At 64.9% G+C, this 15804-nt stretch carries 12 protein-coding genes and 1 pseudogene; 4 read left to right on the top strand and 9 right to left on the bottom strand.

What is annotated here, in order from left to right:
* Positions 1–7 precede the first annotated feature (7 nt).
* The 7 genes and pseudogenes from K414_RS0121100 to K414_RS0121070 all read right to left on the bottom strand — a co-directional run bounded on the left by K414_RS0121100 (position 8) and on the right by K414_RS0121070 (position 9938).
* Complete coding sequence (locus tag K414_RS0121100) at positions 8–1150, bottom strand: XdhC/CoxI family protein (protein ID WP_027497749.1); 1143 nt, start codon at positions 1148–1150, stop codon at positions 8–10.
* Positions 1151–1291: 141 nt separating this feature from the next.
* Positions 1292–2668: an amidase gene (locus tag K414_RS0121095; protein WP_027497748.1), complete on the bottom strand. Its 1377-nt coding sequence runs from the start codon at positions 2666–2668 to the stop codon at positions 1292–1294.
* Between the two features lie 21 nt (positions 2669–2689).
* Positions 2690–4408, bottom strand: coding sequence for a PucR family transcriptional regulator (locus K414_RS0121090; protein ID WP_027497747.1), 1719 nt, complete (start codon positions 4406–4408; stop codon positions 2690–2692).
* Between the two features lie 42 nt (positions 4409–4450).
* A complete protein-coding gene (locus tag K414_RS0121085) occupies positions 4451–5899 on the bottom strand; it encodes an amidase (protein ID WP_027497746.1) in 1449 nt (482 codons plus the stop codon).
* 105 nt (positions 5900–6004) lie between these two features.
* Positions 6005–7111 (bottom strand): ring-opening amidohydrolase, encoded by a 1107-nt coding sequence (locus tag K414_RS0121080; RefSeq protein WP_027497745.1) that lies wholly within the window; start codon positions 7109–7111, stop codon positions 6005–6007.
* Between the two features lie 78 nt (positions 7112–7189).
* A pseudogene (locus tag K414_RS27565) lies at positions 7190–8769 on the bottom strand (carboxyl transferase domain-containing protein).
* Complete coding sequence (locus K414_RS0121070) at positions 8766–9938, bottom strand: CoA transferase (protein WP_027497744.1); 1173 nt, start codon at positions 9936–9938, stop codon at positions 8766–8768. Before K414_RS0121070 ends, K414_RS27565 begins: the two are co-directional and overlap by 4 nt.
* Before the next feature lie 203 nt (positions 9939–10141).
* Here K414_RS0121070 and upp point away from each other — a divergent pair, with 203 nt between their 5' ends.
* Positions 10142–10765 carry a uracil phosphoribosyltransferase gene (gene upp / locus K414_RS0121065; protein ID WP_027497743.1) on the top strand — a complete coding sequence of 208 codons (624 nt, stop codon included), beginning with the start codon at positions 10142–10144 and terminating at the stop codon, positions 10763–10765.
* Between the two features lie 145 nt (positions 10766–10910).
* On the opposite strand, the gene K414_RS0121060 is transcribed toward upp, so the two are convergent.
* Positions 10911–11171 (bottom strand): helix-turn-helix domain-containing protein, encoded by a 261-nt coding sequence (locus K414_RS0121060; RefSeq protein WP_027497742.1) that lies wholly within the window; start codon positions 11169–11171, stop codon positions 10911–10913.
* Positions 11172–11464: 293 nt separating this feature from the next.
* On the opposite strand from K414_RS0121060, the gene K414_RS0121055 reads away from it, so the two are divergent.
* Both K414_RS0121055 and K414_RS0121050 read left to right on the top strand, forming a co-directional pair.
* The gene (locus K414_RS0121055; RefSeq protein WP_027497741.1) at positions 11465–13210 is read left to right on the top strand and encodes a TerD family protein; all 1746 of its coding nucleotides are present in this window, start codon (positions 11465–11467) and stop codon (positions 13208–13210) included.
* A gap of 130 nt (positions 13211–13340) precedes the next feature.
* Entirely contained in the window at positions 13341–13628 is a 288-nt protein-coding gene (locus K414_RS0121050) for a hypothetical protein (protein WP_027497740.1), read from the top strand.
* 2 nt (positions 13629–13630) lie between these two features.
* On the opposite strand, the gene K414_RS0121045 is transcribed toward K414_RS0121050, so the two are convergent.
* Positions 13631–15256 (bottom strand): long-chain fatty acid--CoA ligase, encoded by a 1626-nt coding sequence (locus K414_RS0121045; protein ID WP_027497739.1) that lies wholly within the window; start codon positions 15254–15256, stop codon positions 13631–13633.
* A 106-nt stretch (positions 15257–15362) separates the two neighbouring features.
* On the opposite strand from K414_RS0121045, the gene K414_RS0121040 reads away from it, so the two are divergent.
* The gene (locus tag K414_RS0121040) at positions 15363–15761 is read left to right on the top strand and encodes a PPOX class F420-dependent oxidoreductase (RefSeq protein WP_027497738.1); all 399 of its coding nucleotides are present in this window, start codon (positions 15363–15365) and stop codon (positions 15759–15761) included.
* Positions 15762–15804: the final 43 nt, after the last annotated feature.

The following is a 15804-nucleotide window of genomic DNA, read 5'->3' as shown; positions in this document are numbered from 1 at the left end:
TGCAGTGTCAGCACCTGACGGCCGATCGAACGGGTGATGTCGCGTCGATCTGGGCTGCAGCATCGCGGTGGATCGGCCCACTGAGACTTCGCAATTCGAGCCCGGTCGTCTGCCGTGAGACCTTGAGGATCTCGGCCACGATGGATATCGCTGTTTCCGGTGGAGTGGAGGCACCCAGATCGAGCCCGATGGGGGAGTGCAACCGAGCCAGCTCGCTCTCGGTGACCCCGCGCTCGCCGAGCAGTTCCACCCGGCGGCGGTGGGTAGATCGACTGCCCAGCGCGCCCACGTAGGCGGCACCACTGCGCAGCGCGACCTCGAGCAATGGAATGTCGAACTTCTCGTCATGGGTGAGAACGGTGATGACGGTGCGCTCGTCCACCGGCGTAGTAGCGAGGAACGTGTGCGGCCACGCCACCACGACGTCGTGCGCGTCGGGGAATCGTGCTCGGGTGGCGAACACCGGGCGGGCGTCGACGACGGTGACGGCGAAGCCGGCGAACGTGCCCAGGCGGCACATCGCGGCGGCGAAATCGATGGCACCGAACACGTACATCCGGGGCGGTGGTCCGAACAACTCGACCAGGACGGACCGCGCGCCGTCGTCGGCGATGCGAATGTCCAAGCCGGACTCGCCGCGGTGCAGTCGGTCGAGAACGGCGAGACTCACGCTCGAACCGTCGGACTCGATGTCGGTGAGACCGTCGGGATCGACGGTTGCCTCCGTTCCCAGAACCGCCAGCCGCGTCGGGGCCTCGGTGGTGAGATCGGTGAGCACGGCCACCGGCTCGCCGCTTGAGACCAGACGAGCGACGTCTTCGAGTGCCGCGCACCCGTCGCTGTCGATGAGACGAACGAACACCTCGATGGTGCCGCCGCAGGTGAGGCCGACGCCGATCGCGTCGTCGTCCGCTACCCGGTAGGTCTCGCTCCTGGCCATGCCGTCGGCGAGGACGTCGTTCGCCAGCTCGTACAGGGCACCTTCGATGCAGCCGCCGGAAACGCTGCCGACGACCTGACCGGACGTAGCCACTGCCATGGCCGCACCCGCGGGGCGCGGCGACGACTGCCACGTACGTACCACCGTGGCCAGGGCGAACGGCTCACGTTCGCGCAGCCAAGGGGCCACGTCGTCGAGAATGTCGCGCATGCCGCCGCCTTTCGACCGGATGAGTGATGCCCATCACGCTAGTGGCTGGCGCGGGCCGACCGTGAAACACATTTCGACCAAATCGACAGCGGGTCGTTGTAAGAACCTGCCGTCGCGGTACGGATGGACGGACCGAGCGGACTACGTCAGAGCAGCGGCGACGGCGAGAGCGTGATGCTCGTGCCACGGCTTGGCGATGATCTGCACTCCGATCGGCAGACCGCTACTGGAGGTGGCAACGGGAATCACCACCGAGGGCACCCCGAGGATGCTGATCGCTCGGCTACTCGCCAGCGCCTGCGACCACGACAGAGATGCGCCGTCGACCTCGAAGCTCGTCTCACCGAGCGGCGGAGCGAGAATCGATGCAACGGGAAGTATCAGGACGTCGCCCATCGTGGACAACAGCTGGTGCTGCATCTCGGCGCGTCGAGCCCACAGTGCCTCGACGTCTGCGGCCGTGGTGGTTCCGACCGCAGCCAGAATGGCCCGAATGTTGGCGCTGAACTCGGCGGGGCCGTATTGCTCGATGTCCGTTTGGGTTTCGCAGCCCCGCATCCGAGTGAACAGCTCATGAGCGCCGTGTAGTGCGGTGCCCTCGTACGGCGTCACCGATCCGACGAACGGCTCTGTGCGCAGGGCTGCGGCCTCGACGGCAGCGCGGATCTCCGCATCGACCGGAATCGTGCCTTCTCCTGTGGCCCAACGAATATCGAGCTCGCGGAGGTTCACGCTCGCAGGGTCGGTCCAGGTGTACTGCGGCGACGACAGCACGCGCAGCAACAGGATCACGTCGTCGAGAGTGCGTGCCATGGGTCCGATGGTCTGCACGGTGCCGTGCATGGTCGCCGGATTCGTCAGCACTCGGTTGTCGCTTATGACACCGGGATACTGCCCCTCGGAGTCGATTCGGCCCGGTGTCGGCCTGATCGAGCACAGACCGGTGCAGTGCGCGGGCCACCGCACCGAGCCACCGAAATCGGTGCCCAGTCCCACCACGCTCATGCCCGACGCGATGGCCGCCGACTCACCGCCGCTGCTCCCGCCCGGTGACAGCTTCGTGTCGGCGGGGGAGAGCGGGTTGACGGTGTAGCCGAACAGGTCGTTGTGTGTCAGCCCGCTGGCACCGAATTCGGGTGTGTTGGTCTTACCGATCAGGATTGCGCCCTCGGCGCGCATCCGAGCAACGGCGGGAGCGTCGACGCGAGGGACGTTGTCCGCGAGCGCATGTGAACCCGCCGTGGTGCGAACTCCGGCGGTGGCGATCAGGTCCTTGACCGTGAACGGCACTCCGGCGAGGTCGCCGACCCGCTCGCCGCGGGCGATGCGGGCATCGATTCCGTCGGCTGCCAGCAGTGCCGATTCGGCAGCGACGGTGACGATCGCATTCAGCTCGGTGTTGATTCGGCCGATGTGTTCGAGGTGCTGCTCGGTCACCTCGCGTGCGGACACGGTGCCGGCCTGCACTGCTGCCGCGAGTGCGATGGCGTCGGTTCCGATCGAATTGCCCTCAGGCACTGAGTGTCTCCTCGGGTGGTGTCACAGCCCCTTCATCTCCGCGACCCGCAGTGCCAGCGCTACATCCAGGCGCAGAATCGGATCGGTGGTGAACGGGCCGACGATGGACTCCAGCTTTCCGATGCGGTAGCGGAGCGTGTTGTAGTGGAAATGCAAGACGCGGGCGGTTTCTGCCACGTTGCAGTTGGTGTCGAGCAGCGCCTGCAACGTCTGGCGCAGGTCGACGGCATCGGCGTCGTCGCCGGCGAGTGAGCCCAACACCTCGGTAGCGAAGGCCTGCAGCTCGGCTCCGTCGGTGACCAGTGACAGCAGTCGATGCACGCCGAGGCCGTCGAAATGCGCTACCGAGCCGTTTCCGCGCATACGGCGTCCTACGACGACTGCTTTGCGGGCCTGATCGTAGGCGCGCGGAATGTCGGCAACGGAGTCGATGACGCGGCTCACGCCCGCGCCGAACGAGTTTCGTCCGCCGCCCTTGTCTCCGGCGACGGAGGCGATCAGATCCTCGACGACGTCCCGTTCGGTGCCGGGTTCGGCCGGCATCAGCGTGACGACCTCGTTGCTGAACCCGACAACGGGAGCCCGTCGATCGCGCCTGCGCACCACCTGCTGCCACGCCGCGGTCAGCCGCTCCTGTGGCAGGCGGCCGGACACGGCCGGCTTCACCGAGTTGCTCACGGCCACTTCGGCTATTTCGTCCAATTGGGCAACGATGACGACCATGCTCCGGTCCACGTCCCAGTCGAGCTGGGCGCAGTACTCGATGATCTGTTCGGGGGATTCGGTTGCGCCGTTGAGGACGTCCCGCAGGAAGTCGCCGCGAAACTTGGACTCGACGGCAGAGACCGCGAGCTTCTTGATGACCGCCAACGCCACGACGGTGGCCGCGCGTTCGAGGGACTGCATCGTGACGGGACCGAGTCGCTCGGCCGCGGCCACCGCCACGATCAGTCCGTGGTCGGTGCCGCCCGCGATGATCGGTGCGACGGCAATGCGGTGCCCGCTGTCGCCCGGTACCGGTTGCAGGCCTTCGTGGAGTCGTTCGGTGAGCAGGCGACCGGACGGGTCGAACAGCGGCATCTCTTCCAAAGCCGCGAGTTCTGCGTCTGCTCCTGCTGTGGCCTGGACTCGACCGTCCGGAGTGCAGATGAGTACCGTTGCCTCGAACAGCGTGGCGACCTCGTCGGCGATCTGCGGTAGATCGCCGCCTTCGAGCACGATCGAGGTCAGGGCTCGATGCATGCGATCGGCGATATCCAACGCCCACGCCTGCCGGTCGACGAGGTGGGTGAACACCTCGGAGATGACCTCGTCGAAGCCGACATCTCGGCGAATGAGGAAGAGCGGCAGGCCGAGTCGATCTGCTGCCTCGATCATCGCAGCGGGCACGTCTCCGAAGTAGCGTCCTTCTTTGACTCCGAGCGCGGCCGCACCGCGTTCGGCAAGTCCTTCGACCAGCTCCACCAGGGCACCGGCATCGAACGGGCGGCCCGAATCTGCATGCCGCAGTGGGAAACCCGTTGTCAACAGCAGTTCGTTCGGTTTCACCCACGGCAGGATGTCGGGAACTTCGATGACGTTGACGCGTCGAACCACATTCTCGAGTCCCTGCTCGCCCGCAACAAGAGTGGACCCGGAGAGGCTGGGGAGTGCAAGCAATTCTGCGACGGTGAGCGCGTAACTCGCCGACGCCGGGAAGTCTCGTACTCGTGGCCGAAGCGCACCGACCATGTCATCCATTGTTCAACAATACTGTGTAGGGCATGTCGCGACGGCGGGGGATCAGCCGACGTGCAGTGCCGGCGGGAGAACGCGCTCGACCCACCGCGAGGCCTGCTCGTAGGCATAGGCGAGCTGCAGAACCGCCCGGTCGGCACCGTGCCTGCCGATGATCTGAACACCCATCGGCAGACCGCGATCGTCGAACCCGACCGGGACGGCGGCGGCAGGAACACCGGTCATCGTCCAGGGCACCACCGTTTCCATCCACCGGTGATAGGTGTCCATGGGTCGACCCGCGATGGACTGCGGCCAATGTTGGTCCTTGTCGAACGGGAACACCTGAGCGGTGGGCGCGAGAACGAAGTCGTAGGTCTCGAACAATGTCGTCAGTGCGCTCTGCCAGTCGTTGCGAGCCTGCGCTGCCTTGGTGACATCGAGTGCGGTCAATGCGACGGCATGCTCCATCTCCCACAGCATTTCGGGCTTCATCAGCTCCCTCGTGCGCGGGTTCTCGTACAGATCGGCCATCCCGAGCTGCGCCCACCACCGCCACGTCAGGAACGAGTCCCAGATTTTCGCCGGGTCGTACGACGGCACGGTGCTCTCCACTGCGCAGCCGAGGTCCTCGAAGACGGTGAACGACGACTCGCACAGATCGAGGACACCGGGTTCGGTAGCCAGGTGACCGTTCCAGTCTCCGACCCACGCGATGCGGGCACCGCGGAAGCTGCGTTCGAGAGTGCGGGTGAAGATCTCCGGATCCTCGTCGATTCCGAGGGGCGCGTTGGCATCCGGGCCCGCCATCGTCGACAGCAGATGTGCGACATCGGTGACCGATCGGCCCATCGGTCCGGCGACCGCGCCCTGGGCGATGAAGCCCGGCTCGGGAATGCGTCCCCACGACGGGCGAAAACCGACCACATTGTTGAAGGCTGCGGGGTTGCGCAGCGATCCCATGTAGTCGGTGCCGTCGGCGACGGGCAGCATGCGTAGTGCCAAGGCTGCCGCCGCACCTCCGCTGCTTCCGCCTGCAGTGCGCGAGGTGTCGTAGGGCGAGACGGTGGTTCCGTACACCGGGTTGTACGTCTGAGATCCGAACCCGAATTCCGGTGTGTTGGTCTTGCCGATCACGATGGCACCGGCCGCTTTCACGCGGGCGACGAACAGATCGTCCGCCTCGGCGATGCGATCGGCGAAGATCGGTGACCCCGATGTGAACGGTAGCCCTCGGGCTGCCGACAGATCCTTCACCGCATGGGGAAATCCGTGCATCCACCCGAGATACTGCCCGTCCGAGAGCTGCCGATCCCGCTCGCGTGCCTCGGCCAGCAGCTCGTCGCGATCACGCAGGGCGACAATGGCATTGACCGTCGGATTGTGTGCCTCGATGTGGTCGAGGTACGCCGTCATGGTCTCGACGCACGAGACCTCGCGGCGCTTGATCTTGCCGCTGAGCTCGACCGCGTCGGACATCAGAAGTTCGGCAGCGGGTCCGACGGTGGTTGCCATGGTGGTTCCTTCGTTCGAGAGAGACGCAGAAGCAGGGAGGGCCGGACGCCGCGCGAACCCGAGACTGTCGGGTTCGCGCGGCGCTGTTCGATATCGAAACCAGCGCTATCCGAGGTCGACGATCGCGGCGACGGGGCCGCCACCTTCGGGGCCCTGGTGCGCTGCCGAGACCGACACGAAGACCGCTGGGTCGCCGGTCACTGCTGCGGTGACGCCGCCGACGCACGCCTTGATCTGGCGGTGCCAATGGACGTCGGAATCGTCGAGCATGGCGTTGCGCCGTCCACGGACCGTACCGTCCTGGCTTGCTTCGCATTTGAGGAAGACGTTGACGAGCTTGCCGTCGAGATCCTTGGTGTGCGGCCGTTCGGGGAGTTCGAGACCGGCATCCTTGATCGCGTTCCAGATGCCGTCCTGATCGAGCGCGTCGTTCATCACGCTGTGTCCGATGCGGTACCGGCCGCCGATTCCGCGAGTGTTACCCACGACGACGATCTGCGCACGGTCCAACTCGACGCCCGAGGAGCACGACGCCACCGAGGAGTACAGCTCACGACTGTGCATGACGTCCTCGTCGGTCGGCATATCGATCTCACCGAGCGCGACAGCGATACCGAGAGCGGTGCCGCCGTTGGACAGATCCATCGACTCGTGTGTCTGCTCGGTCCAGACGGTCTTGCCGCGGCTCTTGGCGTCACGGATGGTGTGGATCGTCAGCAGCGGGGTCTTGGTCTGCACGTAGTGCACGTCTGCGGGATCGGTGATGCCGGCGTTGGCCATCGCATCCTTGACTGCCGCAGCCACTTTGGTGATCATCGCGGTGCGGCCGATGTCCTCGGGCATCAACTGCTCGCTCATCGCGACGCCGACCGTCAGGCGCGGCTCCTCGGTCTGCACTGCCTTGTCCGACGGGACGGTCGCGAAGATGGTGGCGTGGGGGCTGATGACTCCGTCGGTGCCACCGGACCAGACGATCGGAACCTCGCCGACGTCGTGTGCGCTGCGAGTTCCTTTCGCGGACAACACTTCGCGGAATGCTCGGTCGGCGATGATGCGGGTGTAGTCGTTGACTCCGCCGTTGCCTTCGGTCTTACCGATGACTGCAATGACCCGGTCGGCGTCGAGCACCCCGTCGTCGATGAGCTTCGCCAGCTCGCTGGCATCGGACACGTTGTGGAGCGGGACCTTGCGGACCTCGATTGCGTCGGGCACTGAAATCTCCTTCATCGGGATCTGTGGGTACTGCAGAGTCGGCCGGCGTTCGCGCGGCGGGGGCTCGCCCCACGAACGTTATCGACCGGTGGACCGGGGGTGCACTGGCAAGCTTTGCCCAATCAGCGCACTTTTTTGGTTATCGGACATCCCCAGGTAGCGGTAGCGCTGCAGCCGGGAGGTCGCCAGGGCGGCCGGGTCGGCGGCGAGGAGTACGGCCAACTCGTGTTCGAGCACGGTACCGAGGCGAGACAGGAACGCCGCAGGTTCGTCGGAGGCATCCGGCCGTTCGGCCACGATCCGGTCGATGACGCCGTTACGGAGCAGGTCCAGGCTGCGCACGCCCTGCTCCTCTGCCATCTCGGCTGCGCGGTCGGTGGTGTGGAACTTGATCGCCGATGCGCCCTCCGGCGGCAGTGGCGACAGCCAACCGTGCTGAGCACACAGCACCCGATCGGCGGGGAGCAGTGCGAGTGCGCCGCCGCCGGCTCCCTGGCCGAGCAGCAGGCAGATCGTCGGTGCCTTCAGTGTCGTGAGTTCGACCAAGCAGCGGGCGATCTCGCCCGCGAGGCCACCCTCTTCGGCCTCCTTGCTCAACGCGGCACCGGCAGTGTCGATGACTGTGACGAGGGGTAGTTGCAGCTCTTCCGCCAGCCGCATTCCGCGTCGCGCTTCCCGGAGGCCGGCGGGACCCAACGGCTGATCGGCGAAAGTGCGGTCCTGGCCGAGAAGGACACACGCCGAGGCCCCGAACTTGGCCAGGGCCAGAAACAATCCGGGCTCGATCTCACCGGCTCCGGTGCCCTGCAACGTCGTCACCGTGTTCGCGGCCGATCGCACGAGGTGGCGTACTCCCGGCCGTTCCGGCCGTCGAGAACGACGGATGGATTCCCACGCAGGCACATCGTCGAGGTGCTCCAACGGGATGTTCGGAACCGGCGGAGGTGGCTCGTGTGGCGCACACAGGACGGCGAGGGCCGAAATGGCAACCTCACGGAGTTGTTCGGGAGGGACCACGCGTCGACGAGGCCACGGGCGGCGAGGTTTTCGGCTGTCTGCACTCCCTCGGGAAACTTCTCGCCGTACAGCGCCTGGTACACGCGCGGACCGAGAAAGCCCAGGAGCGCACCCGGTTCGGCCGCAGTGACGTGGCCGAGAGAGCCCCACGAGGCAAGTGCTCCTCCGGTCGTGGGATGGCGAAGGTAGACGGCGTAGGCGAGACCCGCCGACTTGTGCGCAGCGATAGCTGCCGAGATCTTGACCATCTGCAGGAAGGCGACCGTGCCCTCCTGCATCCGCGTTCCGCCGGAGGTCGGCGAGGCCAGCAGCGGAAGCTGTTCTGCCGTCGCCTTTTCGACGGCCTGTACCAATCGTTCGGCGGCCGCCGTTCCGATGGAGCCTGCGAGAAACCCGAACTCGCACAGGACGAGTGCCACCCGGCGCCCTGCGAGGGTGGCTTCGCCGGTCAGCACCGACTCGTCGCAGCCGCTCGTTCGGCGGGCCGCGGCGAGCTCGTCGAGATAGCCCTGATCCGCCGGTCCGTGCACCCCGATCGGAGGAAGCGGGTCGGTGTCCCACCGGACGAAACTGCCGGCGTCGACGACCATCTCGACGAGTTCGAGCGCGCCGAGCCGTGCCGGCGCGCCGGTGCGGGTCATCGCGTCGTCTCGAGCCAGGCGCGGATCGAGTCGCCGTGCTGGTCGAGGGTCGGCGGGGCTGCGTGCGTCGTGCGCATCGCGGCACCCTCGCAATCCTCGTCCATGCGCAGCGGTGGGCCGGGCAACGTGATGGTGCCCAGGGCCGAATGGTCGACGTCGATCATCAGTCCCTGCGACCGGGTCTGTTCCCAGGTGTAGACCTCGGCCAGATCACGGACGCGTCCGGCCGGTATGCCCAGCTCACCGAGTAGTCCGAGAAGTTTGTCGGTCGGCCAGTCCGCGAAAACGGCATCGACAGCGGCGATGACGGCCTCTCTGTCGTCGACCCGTTGGGGGTTGGTGGCCCACTCCGGACGGTCCAATCCGAATGCGGGAGCGAAGCGCTGCCACAATCCCTCGCTGCCCACGGCAATCTGAACCAGCCCCTCGGACGAGTGGAACAGACCGTACGGGCAGATCGACGGGTGATGTCCGCCGGTGGGGCGGGGCACTTCGCCGGCCACGGTGTAGCGAGTGCCTTGAAACGCGTGCACCCCGACGATGGAGGCCAGCAGGCTGGTACGCACGACGCGGCCGCGGCCGGTGGTGTTGCGCTCGTGCAGTGCGGCCACGACGCCGTACGCGCCGTTCATTCCAGCGAGCAGATCACCGATGGGAACGCCGACCCGAGTGGGCTCGTCCTTCGACGGCCCGGTCAGGGACATCAATCCTGCTTCGCCCTGAGCGATCTGGTCGTAACCTGGGCGCGTGCCTTCTGGGCCGTCGTGGCCGAAACCGGTGATGGACAGGATCACCAGACGCGGGTTCAGCTCGTGCAAGGCCTCCATGCTGTAGCCGAGGCGAGCGAGAACGCCGGGGCGAAAATTCTCGACGAGTACATCGGCGCGGCGGATCAATGCGGTGAGCGTTTCTCGGCCGTCGACAGCTTTCAGGTCGAGTGCGATGGATTCCTTGTTGCGATTGCACGAGAGGAAGTACGTCGAGTGCCGATCGCCCTCGTCGTCGGCGACGAAGGGTGGGCCCCAACTGCGGGTGTCGTCACCGCCGCTGGGTGACTCGACTTTGACCACTCGCGCGCCGAGGTCCCCGAGCATCATCGCGGCATGGGGTCCGGCGAGTGCCCGCGACAGGTCGACGACCAGGCAGTCGGAGAGCGGTCCGACCGTCATCGGATTGCGTTCCGAGACAGGGGAGCGATGTCGGTGTCGAACTCGAATCGATCGTTGCGAAGCGTCATGCGTCCGAGTCAACGTGCCGGTCGCGGCCCCGTCGTGGGCAAAAGTTGCCGACGCTGAGGGGTCGCTTTCGGACAGTTCGAGCGAGCGCGAGCCGTGTGGACGGATGGCCGACGAGGGGCCCATAATCTGCGACCATGGATACCCACGTAGTCGACCATCCCTTGACCGCAGCGCTTTTGACGACGATGCGCGACGTCCACAGTGACAACGCGACCTTCCGTTCGGCGCTGCGGCAGCTGACACACACGTTGGTGTACGAGGCTTTGCGTGATGCCCCGGTGGACACTTTCGAGGTCGACACCCCGGTTGCCCGCACCACGGGTGTGCGGTTGGCGAACCCACCTCTGCTGGTTCCTGTTCTCCGGGCAGGGCTGGGCATGGTGGAGCAGGCGAGTGCGCTCATTCCGCGATCCGGTGTGGGATTCATCGGGATGGCACGAGACGAGAAGACACTGCAGCCGGTGCCGTACCTCGAGTCTCTCCCCGCAGATCTCGCCGGCACGCCTGTGTTCGTTCTCGACCCGATGTTGGCCACAGGCGGGTCCATGACCGCGACGATCGACTTGCTCGTCGCTCGCGGGGCAACCGACGTGGTCGTCGTGTGCGTTGTCGTGACACCCGAAGGCCTTGCTGCGCTGGAGAAGTCAGGACATCCGGTCCGCGTGGTCTGTGCCGCCGTCGACGATGAGCTCAACGATCAGGGCATCATCGTGCCCGGACTGGGGGATGCGGGAGACCGTCAATTCGGGCCTCGGTGACGATCCGACGCAGAGGAGTCGTCGAGGTAAGTGCTGTCGTATCGAAACACCATGTCGTTTCCCGAGCGGGTCAGTCAATCGGGAAGAAGGGGTCTTCCCTGGTAGGCATCGGCTGCATCGACCTCTCGTAGTTCGAATGCTTGAATCATGTCGAATCCAGCGGTGGCACAAACGATCCGGCGCGCGTGAGCAGTGCGATATCGCACCCCAGAGCATCCACGACCGCGACCACGCTGTCGAGCTGCACTGTGTTCTTTCCTCCTTCGAGTGCTTCAACGGTGGAACGACCCACCCCGGCGAGCAACGCCAACTCGGCTTGGGTCATGCGCAACTGATGGCGACGCGCGACCAACGTTTCGGCAAGTTCTCCCGAGTGCTTACGGGCTCGTCGTCGCGGTTCCGCCATCATCGCTCCTTGTGCTTGCCCTGGCATGCATATTGGAACTTATCCGAAGGTCCCGCCGACAATGGGCCTTTATGCCTGCTCTAGCAGGCAGAAAGTGTGGAAACGTCGTCTCGCAGAAGGGCTCGCTATGCGTGCGTTGGCGAGCGCACTGATGGTCCGAGGTACGCCAATGTGCTGTGGAACGGCCGTCGGTGGCCAGGAACCGTAGGTGTTGGCCCGAAGTCGACTCGCGTGCAGCATCTCGTGCGGCATAGTGGCCTCCATTGTCCGATGCGGTCGAAAGCGGTAATCCTGTGAAGAATTCGGTTAGAACCGGCAGCGACAAATGGGTCGTCGTCGATGTCGAGACCTCGGGTCTGAAGGCATCCCGTGATCGAGTGCTCAGTGTGGCCGCTCTGACGGTCGACGAGGACGGACGTGTCGGACGCGAACTGTCGACTCTGGTCAACCCGGGTTGCGATCCTGGCCCGGTGCACATTCACAAACTGACGCCCGAACGGCTTGCCGGTGCGCCGACGTTCGACATGATCGCTCCGCAACTCATGGATCTACTGGATGGTCGAACCTTGGTCGCGCACAACGCGAGTTTCGATCACGGGTTCTTGAAGCTCGAATCGATGCGTGCGGGCATCGACATGCCGACGAAGCAACGGTTGTGCACCGTGGCATTGTCGAGGCGACTACAACTCGATACTCCCAACCACAAGCTGTCCACCCTGGCCGCGCACTGGAAAGTGCTGCAGTCCAATGCGCACGACGCCTACGACGATGCCCAAGTGCTGGCGCAGGTGTTCACCCACAGCGCTCGGCTGGCCAGGTCGCTCGAACTTCCCCTTCCAGTCGTCACGTGCACCGAGCGTCTGACGCTGTATCCGGATACCGTTCCCCGCACACATTGCCCGTGGGAGAACCCAGGTCCACTTGCCGAGGACGGCGGTCTCGTTCAGGGCATGCGAGTCGTGATCAGCGGCGTCACGCGAATCCCGCGATTGCGCTTGGCCGCTCAGCTCACGGAAGCCGGACTGGACGTGATGAATTCCGTCAGTCGATTTACGAGTGTGGTGGTGTGTTCGGATCCCACAACGGAAAGCGGAAAAGTCGAAAGGGCACGCGCCCATGGCCTTCGCATCATCTCGGAGTCGGAATTGCTCGACTTGCTCCGGAATGTGCAGCCAGGAACGCCGAAAGGTATTCGGCCGCAGACCCAGCCGAGACCAGCCGAGCAGCAGCCCGATCCAGTCGTCAAGCCCTGGCAGACAAGAAGGGTCTTGGTCATGGGCGGTTCGCACGCCGAGTCGGTACTCATGCGGTCGCGCCTGATCCAACTCGGTGCGACACCGGCTGTGAATCTCAGCGCCGGCGTGACCGACATCCTGATCTTGGACGGCGGCGATGGAGACCCGCGGATGCCGAAAGTGAAGGAACGGGATCTCACGTTGCTGACACCGGCAGCGATCGACCGAGAACTGAATATCGAAGTTCCCGCGCCGCTCCCTGCTCGGCGGTCCCGAATCGCTCTGTTGGTGCCACGGGGTGGCGTCGTCGACCTCGACCCTGATCAGGCAGTGCTGACGGTCAACAGTTCCTGGCGTGCCGACGACTCCGATCGGGTCGGTGTAGATGTAGTCGCGTTCTTGCTGTCCGACGATGAATTGGTCGCCAGTGACGAGGATTTCGTGTTCTACAACGCTCCGGTCACCTCGGACGGTGCCGTCTCGATGTCGATCGATGGTGACAGCGAACAGGGTGTGCGGATCGACCTTTCACTCGTTCCCGAGGATTGCGTGCGTATCACCGTCGCCGCAGCAATCGACGGTGACCACACATTCGGTGACCTAGGCGCGGTATCGGTGTCGCTCGATGGACTCGATTCGGCGGTCGCGACAGCGGTGCTGGATGCCGCGACCACGGAACGATCGATGCTGCTCGCAGAGATCTACCGCCGCGGGAGTGGCTGGCGCTTCCGGCCGATCGGTCAGGGCTACGACGACGGATTGGCAGAATTGGCGGTGCGGTTCGGCGTGGAGGTCGATGGGTAGTCGCGCTGCGTCGCGTCGACCGGTAACGCGACTCGGCCGTCGAGCGACGTCACCAATGAACGGATCGAGTCGGTGGCCGGACCACGGCCGGCGACGTTGTGCAGGACGTGCCGCCACGAAAGGCCCTCGAATGAACCGCACCAGCCGACGCATTGCAGTATTGACCGGACTTCTGGCGCTTCCGCTCGCCGCCGGCACCACCATGGGGGCTGCGACCGCCAGTGCCGACGAATGGCATTACGGTCCTGTCTATCGCGCCGAGCAGTCCGGGGAAGGCGCGCAATACTTTTGCAACAAGGCGCTGTCACTCGAGAAGGCGTCGCAGTACTACATCGTGGTGCCGTGCACCAACGTCGAGAACACCGATACCTGGTACCGAATCGTGGTGAACCCCTACAACTGGGGTTGGAGCAGTTAGTCCTACACCAGTTCGATGACCTCCAACGCCCCGTCGGCGTGGGAACTCCGCAGCCTTTTCTTGTCGTATTTGCCCACGCTCGTTTTCGGGACCTCGTCGATGAAGGTCCATCGTTCCGGCAACTGCCAATGCGCGACGCGGCTGTCGAGGAACTCCTTCAATTCCTCGGCCGTCACCGACGCACCCTCGCGCACGACGACAGCGACCAGTGGCCGCTCGTCCCACTTCGGATCGGGCACACCGATGACCGCGGCCTCGCGAACGGCCGGGTGTCCCATCACCTGGTTCTCTAGTTCCACCGAGGAGATCCATTCACCGCCGGACTTGATGATGTCCTTGGAGCGATCGGTCAGGCGGAGGTAGCCGTTCTCGGAGATGGTGCCCACGTCACCGGTTCGCAGCCAACCGTCGTCGAACTTGTCGTCCGCGTCAGCGCGGTAGTAGCTGCCGGTGATCCACGGGCCACGGACCTCGAGCTCGCCGACGGTCTTGCCGTCCCACGGCAACACCGTTCCGGCGTCGTCGACGAGTCGTGCCCGAACTCCGGCAACGAATCTGCCTTGTGTGCAACGCAAGTCGAACTCGTCCTCCGGCGACAGTCCCGCGTCGGGCCTACCGGAGGTGCCGAGCGGTGAGGTCTCGGTCATGCCCCATGCCTGCGAGATGTGTACGCCGTACTTCTCGTGGAAGGCTTTCATCAGACTCGGTGGGCATGCGGCACCGCCGACCACCACATCACGCAGACTCGACAGATCCGCCGGATGCTCGTCCAGATGAGCGAGCAGGGCCTGCCAGATCGTCGGGACAGCAGCCGCCGCCGTCGGACGAAGCGTCGACATCATCTCTGCCAACGGAGCCGGCTGCAGAAACCTGTCGGGCATGATCAGGGACGCACCGACCATCAGCGCCGCATACGGGAGCCCCCACGACATCGCGTGGAACATCGGCACGATGGCCAACACCTTGTCGGACTGCGCAATTGCCATCGCGTCGGTCATGCACGCCTGCATGGAATGCAGGTAGATCGAGCGATGCGAGTACACGACCCCTTTGGGATCGCCGGTGGTGCCCGAGGTGTAACACATTGCGGCAGCTGATCGTTCGTCGAGTTCGGGCCAATCGAACTCCTCCGGTTTGCCGGACAACAGATCCTCGTAGCCGAGCACCTCGATACCGTCGGGTGCAGTGACCTGCGCCGGGTCGACCCCGACGACCACGAGATGTCGCACGGTCTCGAACGTCGGCAGCAACGGCGTCAGCAGGGGGAGCAGGCTGGCGTCGGCAATGATCACTTGATCTTCTGCGTGATTGACGATATAGGTGAGCTGCTCGGGGAAGAGTCGAATGTTCAGGGTGTGCAGCACTGCCCCCATCGCCGGAATCGCCATGTAGGCCTCCATGTGCGGGGCGTTGTTCCACATGAATGTCGCGACTCGCTGATCATCGTCGATCCCGATGGACCGCAGGCCGTGAGCCAATTGTGCTGCCCGCCTGCCCAGCTCCCCGAATGTCACCGTGGTAGGCCCGGTGTCGGTCCACGTGGTGATCTCGGCCGAGGAGTGGATGGACGTCCCGAATCGAACCAGCTGGCCGATGGACAGTGGGGTGTCCTGCATGGTGCTCTTCACGACGATCTCGCTTTCGATGTCCCGGCGCGGCTGCACGTCGTTGTGCTCCGCGTCACAACATTCACACTACGGACTCGACGCGAGGAGGGTGCGTAACTTGGTACTCATGGCCACTACTTCGAATGACGCTCGTGCCCTCGGCGACGAGGCATTCGTTTCGCTCACCACCTTCCGTCGATCTGGTGCGCCGGTATCGACGCCGGTGTGGATCGCCCGAGACGGCGACAACCTGGTCGTCATCACTCCCGCGGACAGCGGCAAGGTCAAGCGCATCAGGAACTCCGATCGCGTGGAGCTCCGCCCGTGCAGTCGGCGCGGATCGGTGCCCGATGACGCTGTGGCGGTGACCGGCTCGGCAACCATCGTCACCGGAGACGCCGCCTCGAGACCGACTTCGGTATTGAAGAAGAAATACGGCATCGAATACCGCATCGTCATGCTCGTCGAACTGATCATTGCTCGACGCCGCAAGCCGCGGGTGATTCTGTCGATCACCACCGACTAGTGGCCTGGATCGTTCATTCGATCCATCCATTTGCCCGCCAGTT

It is taken from the genome of Rhodococcus sp. JG-3 (genome assembly GCF_000482405.1).
Lineage (GTDB): Bacteria > Actinomycetota > Actinomycetes > Mycobacteriales > Mycobacteriaceae > Rhodococcoides > Rhodococcoides fascians.
This window is presented reverse-complemented; position numbering and strand designations above follow the sequence as displayed.